Origin of the sequence: Parasphingopyxis marina (genome assembly GCF_014237875.1) — a bacterium.
Classification (GTDB): Bacteria; Pseudomonadota; Alphaproteobacteria; order Sphingomonadales; family Sphingomonadaceae; genus Parasphingopyxis; species Parasphingopyxis marina.
Map to the genome: position 1 here is coordinate 1,363,264 of NZ_JACJVJ010000001.1, position 9,094 is coordinate 1,372,357.

Here is a 9,094-nt window from a genome sequence, read left to right on the forward strand (position 1 = left end):
CGTGAACTGGCTTATGATCTTTGCTGCGCTGTCGGGAGCCATTGCCGTGGCCGCGGGCGCGTTCGGCGCGCATGGCGCGACCGGCGAGGCCGAGGAATGGCTGAAAACCGGCGGGCAATACCAGCTGGTGCATGCGGTCGCCGCGCTTGTGGCGGTGCAGCTGCAGGCGCGGGGAGCGGCCTGGATGTTCGTCATCGGCGCCGCGATCTTCGCCGGCACGCTCTATCTCATGGCGCTGGGCCTGCCGCGCTGGCTGGGCGCGGTGACGCCGATCGGCGGAACGCTGCTGATCGGCGGCTGGCTATGGCTCGCCTGGCGGGCCGTTCGCGGATCGTAACCGCTAGGGAAAACGGCCCGCCGGATAACCGGCGAGCCGTTCAATTCATGAATGTCGACGCGTTTAGCCAGCTGATCGGGCGATGGATTCGGCCGATGCCATGCCCGGTGCGGTCGATGTACCGCCGATCATGTCGCGGACGGCTTTTTCGATGCGATTGCCGATTTCCTCGTCGACATTGCGCCAATATTCGAACGCGCGGACAAGGACTTTCTCGCTGACCCCGTCGGCGAGGTGCCCGGCGACATTGTCGACAAACCGATCGCGTTCGGCATCGTCCATCACCTCGCGTACCAGCGCTCCTGCCTGGCTCCAGTCGTCGTCATCCTCGCGCAACGTGTAGGCTTCCCGCATCATATCGCCATCGGCGTACCACAAGCCCGCTTCATCACCCTGTGGGGGTTGCGCAGACGGCCCGCCATAACTGTTGGGCGCATAGACGGGATCGGTCACATTTTCGGTGCGGCCCGCGCCGTCCTTGGTGTAGCTGAACACGGGGCATTGCGGCTTGTTGACCGGGATTTCCTTGTAATTGACGCCCAGTCGCGCGCGGTGCGCATCGGCATAGCTGAATCCGCGCGCGAGCAGCATCTTGTCGGGGCTCAGGCCAACCCCCGGCACCATATTGTTCGGCTCGAACGCGAGCTGTTCGATCTGCGTGTGAAAATCGACGGGATTTTTGTCGAGCACGAGCTTGCCGACCTCGATCAACGGATAGTCCGCATGCGGCCAGACCTTGGTCAGGTCGAACGGATTGATACGATAGGTCTTCGCATCCTCGAAAGGCATGATTTGCCATTTGAGCGTCCAGCTGGGCGCGTTGCCCGAGGCGATATTGTCGAACAGGTCGCGGCGGTGCACGTCGCCGTCTTGGCCGGCCATCCTGTCGGCTTCCTCCTGCGTATAATGGGCATTGCCGTCGCCCTGATCGGTGTGGAAATGGAATTTGACCCAGAACTTCTCGCCCTCGGCGTTGACCAGCATATAGGTATGGCTCGAATAGCCGTTCATCTCGCGCCATGTTTTGGGAATACCCCGGTCGCCCATCAGATAGGTGACCTGATGTGCGCTTTCGGGTGACAGCGTCCAGAAATCCCACTGCATATCGTGATCGCGCAAGCCGTTGTCGGCGCGACGCTTCTGGCTGCGGATGAAATTTTGGAACTTGATCGGATCGCGCACGAAGAAGATCGGCGTGTTGTTGCCGACCATGTCGAAATTGCCTTCCTCGGTATAGAATTTTACCGAAAATCCGCGCGGATCGCGCCATGTGTCGGGGCTTCCGCGTTCACCGGCTACGGTCGAGAAGCGCATGGCCACGTCTGTTTTCACGCCGGGCTGAAACAGTTTGGCCTTGGTGTATTTTGATACGTCGGCGGTGGTTTCAAAATGGCCGAACGCGCCGCTGCCCTTCGCATGGGGCTGGCGCTCGGGAATGCGCTCGCGATTGAAGTTCGCCATCTGCTCGATCAGGTAATGATCGTGGAGGACGATCGGGCCGTCGCGCCCGACGGTGAGCGAATGTTCGTCGCTGGCTACCGGGATGCCGGCGTCTGTCGTGGTGGGCGGGGCTTTCTTGTCGGTCATGGTCTCGTTTCCTCTCGAATCCCCCCAATCGCCCGATCATCGAACCAACGGGCGTATCTGTCCAACAAGTTAAAGTGGTCAGATAGATCGAATAGCTCATTCGCGGCGATGCGAGGCAAACGCCCGGTCGAACGGGCCGGCGGCGCTCCCGTTTCGCAATAGATGCGCTTTCAGAGGATCAAACAAGGGATGTTGGCAATCCCGGCGGCGCTATCCTAACAGGGCGGCGATTATTGCATATTGGAGTTGATTTCATGGGTTCGGATACCCGGCTGTCCCCCGAACGGCTGACCCATCTGGAACGGCTTGAGGCCGAGGCCATCCATATCATGCGCGAAGTGGTCGCCGAGGCGGAAAAGCCGGTGATGCTGTACAGCGTCGGCAAGGACTCCGCCGTGATGCTCCACATCGCGAAGATGGCCTTTTTCCCGAGCCCGCCGCCTTTCCCGCTGTTGCACGTCGATACGACCTGGAAGTTCCAGGCGATGTACGAACTGCGTGACCGGGCGGCCAAGGAGGCGGGGATGGAGCTGATCGTCCATCACAATGCCGAGGCCAAGGAAAAGGGTATCAACCCGTTCGATCATGGTTCGCTCCATACCGATATGTGGAAGACCGAAGGGCTGAAACAGGCGCTCGACGCGCATGGCTTCGACGCGGCCTTCGGCGGCGCGCGGCGCGACGAGGAAAAGAGCCGCGCCAAGGAGCGCGTGTTCAGCTTCCGCACCGCCAATCACCGCTGGGATCCGAAGAACCAGCGCCCCGAGCTCTGGAAACTCTACAACGCGCGCAAGGCCAAGGGCGAGAGCATGCGGGTCTTCCCGCTCTCCAACTGGACCGAGCTCGATATCTGGCAATATATCCATCTCAACAGCATCGAGATCGTGCCGCTCTATCTCTCCGCGCCGCGGCCGACGGTGGAGCGCGACGGGCTGATCCTGATGGTCGACGATGACCGCTTCCGGCTGGAGCCGGGCGAGGAGATCGTCGAACGCTCGATCCGCTTCCGCACGCTTGGCTGCTATCCGCTGACCGGCGCGGTCGAGAGCGAGGCGGCGACCTTGCCCGAGGTGATCCAGGAAATGCTGTTGACGACGACGTCGGAGCGGCAGGGGAGGGCGATCGACCACGATCAGGCCGCCTCGATGGAGAAGAAGAAGCAGGAGGGCTATTTCTGATGGCCGACCAGGAAAGCGTCTACCAGACGGACGCCCTCATCGCCGAGGATATCGACGCCTATCTGGACCAGCATCAGCACAAGTCGCTGCTGCGCTTCATCACCTGCGGATCGGTGGACGACGGCAAGTCGACCCTGATCGGCCGGTTGCTTTACGATTCGAAGATGATCTTCGAGGACCAGCTCGCCGCGCTGGAAGAGGATTCCAAGCGCGTCGGCACCCAGGGACAGGACATCGATTTCGCGCTGCTCGTCGACGGCCTCGCCGCCGAACGCGAACAGGGCATCACCATCGACGTCGCCTATCGCTTCTTCTCGACCGAGAAACGCAAATTCATCGTCGCCGATACACCGGGCCACGAGCAGTATACCCGCAATATGGTGACCGGCGCCTCGACCGCGGACCTTGCCGTGATCCTGATCGACGCGCGCAAGGGCGTGCTGACGCAAACCCGCCGCCACAGCTATCTCGCGCACCTGATCGGCATCCGGAACATCGTGCTCGCGGTGAACAAGATGGATCTCGTCGATTACGAACAGGGGACGTTCGACGATATCGTCTCCGACTATCGCGATTTCGCCGACGAGATCGGCATCGAGGATTTCACCGCGATCCCAATCTCCGGCCTTAAGGGCGACAATATCACCGCGACGAGCGATGCGACGCCCTGGTATGACGGTCCGATCCTGCTCGATCATCTGGAATCCGTCGGGATCGATAATGATCGGCTGCGCGAACAGCCGTTCCGCCTGCCCGTTCAATGGGTGAACCGGCCGGATCTCGATTTTCGCGGTTTCGCCGGGACGATCGCCAGCGGGCGGATCAGGCCGGGCGATCCGGTGCGCGTGCTCCCCTCGGGCAAGACCTCCACCGTCGCGCGGATCGTGACGATGAACGGCGATCTCGACGCCGCCGTCGCCGGCCAGTCGGTGACGATAACGCTCGCCGACGAGATCGACTGTTCGCGCGGCGACGTGATCGCGGCCGCCGATGCACCGCCGGAAGTCGCCGACCAGTTCGAGGCGACGATCGTCTGGATGGCCGAAGAGCCGATGCTGCCGGGCCGTCCCTATGCGATGAAGCTGGCGACCACTGCCGCGCGCGCGACGATCACCGACGAGAAATATCAGGTGAACGTCAACACCATGGAAAAGACGCCAGGCAAGACACTGGAACTGAACGGAATTGCCGTCTGCAACATCTCGCTCGACAAGCCCGTTCCCTTCACCGCCTATGACGAAAATGCCGATCTTGGCGGCTTCATCCTGATCGACCGGGTGACCAACGCCACGGTCGGCGCGGGCATGATCCACTTCGCGCTGCGCCGCTCGCAGAACATCCATTGGCAGGCGATCGATATCGACCGCGAAGCCCATGCCGCACAGAAGGGCCAGAAGGCGAAGCTGCTCTGGTTCACCGGGCTTTCGGGATCGGGCAAGTCGACCATCGCCAATCTCGTCGAGAAGAAACTGCACGTGCTCGGCAAGCACAGTTTCCTGCTGGATGGCGACAATGTCCGCCACGGCCTCAACCGCGACCTCGGCTTTACCGATGCCGATCGCGTCGAGAATATCCGCCGGGTCGGCGAGGTCGCGAAGCTGATGACCGATGCCGGGCTGATCGTGCTCACCGCCTTCATCTCGCCCTTCCGCTCGGAGCGGCAGATGGTGCGGCAGATGATACCCGATGGCGATTTCGTCGAGATTTTCGTCGATACGCCGCTTTCGGTGGCCGAGGAGCGCGACGTGAAGGGCCTCTACAAAAAGGCGCGTGCCGGCGAGCTCAAAAACTTCACCGGCATCGACAGCCCCTATGAGGAACCCGAACATGCCGAGATCAGGGTCAACACCGTCGAAATGACGGCCGAAGAGGCTGCCGATTACATCGTCGAGCGGCTGTTGGGCGGAGAGAAATGACTTATCTCTTCGTCGTGCTGAACTCGATTCGGCATCCGGTCGCTCATCGGTGGCGACCGAAGCCCAGGCGCTTGCGCTCATGGACCCTGAATCAAGTTCAACGTGACGGGGAAGGTAAATGACCGAAGAAGCCGCGACGGTCGTCCGCGGCGGTTGCCATTGCGGGGCGGTGCGCTTCGAGGCGCTGGTCCGCGAGCGGCGCCCCGAAATACTCGATTGCAACTGCTCGATCTGCAGCAAGACCGGCTTCCTGCATCTCTTCGTCCCGCACGAAGATTTCGAACTGGTGACGGGCCGCGAGGACCTTGTCAGCTACCGGTTCGGATCGGGCCAGGCGAACCACCTGTTCTGCGGCAGCTGCGGCATCAAGAGCTTCTACCAGCCGCGCTCCCATCCCGATGCCTGGAGCGTCAACCTGCGCGCGCTCGACGAGGGCCATGGCCTCGATGTCGAGATCAAGGCTTTCGACGGACGCGACTGGGAAAAGGCCAAGGCCCAGCTCGGTAACGGCTGAGCTATTCCGCCGCTTCGGCGATTTCCGTCTCGCCCCGCTCCGCCGCCAGAATCCGCGCCACCGTCCGCCGGGCGAGGATCGCGGCGCGGTCCCGCGGCAGGACGACGGGGCGCATCTCCATCAGGTCGCGCCCGGCCATCTGTTCCTCGACGTCGGCCATCATCGGCCCGTCCTCGGCGTCGAAGATTGCCTTGAAGAAGCTCGTCCAGCCCTCGTCCTTCGCCGGGTCCTTGTCCCAGCTGCGGGCGACCGGCGAATAGTAATGGGTCGAGGTCGCGGTTTCGGGCGTCATGATGTGCGACTGGGTCATGTACGGGATCGATCCCTCGCGTTGTCCGACCGGCGACGCGTGGATGAAGAAGCGGATATCGGCCGGCGCGCGCCAGATCGTGTCGTTCCACTGGTCATAGGGTTCGCCTTCCGGAAGGCGATTGGGCACCGCCGAGGGCTTGGTGACGTTCGGCGTCAATGTCGTCGAATGGACTTCGTCGCCAACCTGTTTGGCCGTATAGACCTCGCCCGGTGCCGGGCCGGCCTCATCCTTATAGCCGCCGATCGAGTTCGCATGCAGCCAGAAGAGATGTGTGAGGTCGAGCAGGTTGTCGTTGCCCAGCTGCCAGTTGCCCTGAAAGGTATAGTGGATATGCGCGGTATGCATGTCCTCGGCTTCCAGATGGCTGTGATCGGGGACGAGATCGGGGTCGGCCAGCGCCGCATCGCCCATCCAGATCCAGATCATGCCCCAGCGCTCGACGACCGGGAAGGTCGCCACCGCGATATTGGCGGGCGGGCTCTCATGATAGGGACTACGCGTGCAGCCGCCGTCCGCGCCGAAGCGCAGGCCGTGATAGATGCATTCGACCTCGTCGCCGATCCGCCGGCCCTTCGACAGATAGGCGAAGCGGTGCGGGCAGCGGTCCAGCATCGCCACCGGCGTGCCGTCTTCCTTGCGGTAGAGCAGGACCGGCTCATCGAGCAGGCGGCGGGCGAATAGCGCCTCGCCGATATCCTCGGCATAGCAGGCGACATACCAGGCGTTGCGGATGAAATTGCTCACAATGAGCCTCCTTTTGCGGCGGGGGAGGGGGTGACAGAGGCGGCGATGCCCGGCATCACCCATTCCATGATCGGCGATCCGCCAACAGGAAATGGCCGTGAGCCGGCTCTCGTCCACCTCGTCAAATGGGCGGAGATGGCGGTGCGCAACCGTGTCGAAACGGCGCTGCGGCCGATGGCGCTGACGACCGTGCAATTGCTCTTGCTGGTGATGCTCGACGAGGTCGGCGAGGCGACCCCCGCAGCGCTTTCCCGCGCGATGCACCGGACGCCGCAGGCGATGACGACCCTGCTCAAGCCGCTGGAACGCGACGGCCTTGTTGCCCGGCGGCCCGACGAAACCAACCGGCGGCGGATCTTGCTGAGCCTCGATACCGAAGGCCGCAAGCTGCTGCGCCGCGTGCGATCGGTGACGCCGGAGGTCGAAGCGGAGCTGTTCGCCGAACTCGACGACACGGAACGGGCAACGCTGCGCCGCCTCCTGATGAAGATCGCGCAGCCGCTGGGATAAGCCATAGCGGCACCTCTCTTATATAAAGAGTGTTTATATAAGAGAGGGCATTCGCGGTCAACGCTGTGCGGCGTCAGTTGCCCTCGAACAGCTCCCGCAGGAACAGCGTCTCCACCGCGCGGCGCAGATCGTTGTTCGGCTTCTTGCGGAAGCCGTGGCCTTCGTCGGCGAAGACGACATACCAGGTGGGGACGCCGGCCTCGCGCAGCCCTTCCACGACATTGTTCGATTCCGAAAGGGGCACGCGCGGGTCGTTGGCGCCGGCCATCACCAGCATCGGCCGGGTGATCCGCGCAAGGTTGTTCATCGGGGCGATGCGGGCGAAGACCTCGGCCATGGCGGGATCGCGCTCGTCGCCATATTCGCCGCGCCGCATGTCGCGGCGATAGCTTTCGGTATTTTCGAGGAAGGTGCGGAAATCGCTGATCCCGTAGCGCTCGACCCCGCCGACGAGGCGGTCCGAATAGTGGATCATCGAGGCGAGTGACATATAGCCGCCATAGCTTTGGCCATAGACGGCGACGCGGCTGGTATCGAGCTCCTGTCGGCGGGACAGCGAGTCGAGCAGCGCGCCGATATCGCGGACGCTGTCTTCGCGCAGCGGGCCGTTGTCGAGGTCGCGATAGGCGGTGCCATAGCCGTCGCTTCCGCGCACGTTCGGCAGGATCACCGTCGCGCCCAGCGTGTTCGCGAAATATTGCGCGCCGGGGTTCCAGCCGGGCCGGGTCTGGCTTTCGGGGCCGCCGTGAATGTCGATGATGACGGGCGTCGGCCCGGTCGCGCCGGTCGGGCGGTAGACGAAGGCGGGGATCGAGACGCCGTCGAAACTGCGGAAACGGATCAGCTCGGGCTCGATCAGGGTCGCGGGATCGAGCGGGCCGAGTTCGGATTGCGTCCAGCGCACCAGCTCGCCGGAGGTCACGCCCCATGACCAGACATCCCCGGCCGTGGTCGCGGTTTCCAGGCCGATGGCGAGGCTTTCGCCGTCGGGCGAGAAATCGAGCGCGCCGAGCACGCCGGTCGGCAATTGAGGCTGGGGCAGGGCGCGGCGGGTGACGAAATCCTGTACCACGACGCGCGAATAGCCTTCCTCGTTCACCGCATAGGCGAGAATGCGGCCATTGTCGGAGAGGTCATAGGCCTCGACGTCCCAGTGGAGGCCGGGGGTAAGGACGCTCATCGCGCCGGTCTCGCGGTCGAACTCGACGAGGCGGCGGAAATCGCTGTCGCGGTTCGTAATGGCGAGGATCGCGCCGTCGTTCCGCGCGAAATGGGGGGCTTCGTCGACCGTGCCGTCGCTCGGCGCGAACTCGGTCGCCTCGCCCGTCGCCATATCGAGCAGGTAGATGCTCGCATCGCTATTCGAGCGATAATTTTCGAGCAATACCGTGCCGCCATCGGCCGAGATATCGGCGGGGAACATCGGCGTATCGAAGGTCGCGACGACGCGGCGGCTGGCGGGGTCTGCCGGGTCCGCGGCGTAGATCGTATAGGTCGCGCTGCTTCCCGCGCTCGTCCAGACCATCAGGCTGCCGTCCGCGCTGAATATCGCCGCCTGGTTGCGGGTGCCGGGCTCGGTCAGCCGGGCAGGCTCGCCTTCCAGCCCCATCGCGTCGATCTGGAACCATTCGTCGCCGCCGGTATCGCGGACGAGGACGAAACGGTTTTGGCCGGAAATGGCGGTCGCGCCCTGCACCGGTTCGGAGAAATAGGTGAGCTGGCTGCGCACGCCCAGCGGCTCGGTCACGCGGTGGACCTGGCTGGTCGTGCCGAAGCGGGTGGTGATCAGCATCGACCCGTCGGCCAGCCAGTCCTCGAAGCCGGCGCTGCGGTAATTCTGGTAGCGCTGGACCGCGGCATCGATATCCGCCGGGATTTCGGGGACGTTCTGCAGCGTCGCGCTGCCCTGTGTGCGCTCGCTCACAGTCTGGGCGGCGAGCGGCGTGGCGAGAAGCGCCAGAGCGGCGGCGAAGGCTAAGCGGTGCATGGCGGACC

The 9,094-nt window shown here is 63.6% G+C and carries 8 protein-coding genes; 5 read left to right on the plus strand and 3 right to left on the minus strand.

Features of this window, described 5'->3' with window-relative positions:
* Positions 1-13 precede the first annotated feature (13 nt).
* A complete protein-coding gene (locus tag H6P80_RS06825) occupies positions 14-337 on the plus strand; it encodes a DUF423 domain-containing protein (protein WP_185801005.1) in 324 nt (107 codons plus the stop codon).
* Positions 338-400: 63 nt separating this feature from the next.
* Here the strand turns inward: H6P80_RS06825 and H6P80_RS06830 are convergent, their stop codons facing one another.
* Entirely contained in the window at positions 401-1,924 is a 1,524-nt protein-coding gene (locus H6P80_RS06830; protein WP_185800549.1) for a catalase, read from the minus strand.
* Between the two features lie 254 nt (positions 1,925-2,178).
* Between H6P80_RS06830 and cysD the strand changes: the two genes are divergently transcribed.
* From cysD to H6P80_RS06845, 3 genes are all read left to right on the plus strand, one after another.
* Positions 2,179-3,102, plus strand: coding sequence for a sulfate adenylyltransferase subunit CysD (cysD, locus tag H6P80_RS06835; RefSeq protein WP_185800550.1), 924 nt, complete (start codon positions 2,179-2,181; stop codon positions 3,100-3,102).
* Positions 3,102-5,018: a sulfate adenylyltransferase subunit CysN gene (gene cysN, locus H6P80_RS06840; protein ID WP_185800551.1), complete on the plus strand. Its 1,917-nt coding sequence runs from the start codon at positions 3,102-3,104 to the stop codon at positions 5,016-5,018. Before cysD ends, cysN begins: the two co-directional genes overlap by 1 nt.
* Before the next feature lie 118 nt (positions 5,019-5,136).
* Complete coding sequence (locus tag H6P80_RS06845; protein ID WP_185800552.1) at positions 5,137-5,532, plus strand: GFA family protein; 396 nt, start codon at positions 5,137-5,139, stop codon at positions 5,530-5,532.
* Position 5,533: 1 nt separating this feature from the next.
* Here H6P80_RS06845 and H6P80_RS06850 read toward each other — a convergent pair whose 3' ends face one another.
* Positions 5,534-6,589, minus strand: coding sequence for a Rieske 2Fe-2S domain-containing protein (locus H6P80_RS06850; protein ID WP_185800553.1), 1,056 nt, complete (start codon positions 6,587-6,589; stop codon positions 5,534-5,536).
* Between the two features lie 30 nt (positions 6,590-6,619).
* Between H6P80_RS06850 and H6P80_RS16485 the strand changes: the two genes are divergently transcribed.
* The gene (locus tag H6P80_RS16485) at positions 6,620-7,099 is read left to right on the plus strand and encodes a MarR family winged helix-turn-helix transcriptional regulator (protein WP_185800554.1); all 480 of its coding nucleotides are present in this window, start codon (positions 6,620-6,622) and stop codon (positions 7,097-7,099) included.
* Between the two features lie 73 nt (positions 7,100-7,172).
* Here the strand turns inward: H6P80_RS16485 and H6P80_RS06860 are convergent, their stop codons facing one another.
* Complete coding sequence (locus H6P80_RS06860) at positions 7,173-9,086, minus strand: S9 family peptidase (RefSeq protein ID WP_185800555.1); 1,914 nt, start codon at positions 9,084-9,086, stop codon at positions 7,173-7,175.
* Between the last annotated feature and the right edge of the window lie 8 nt (positions 9,087-9,094).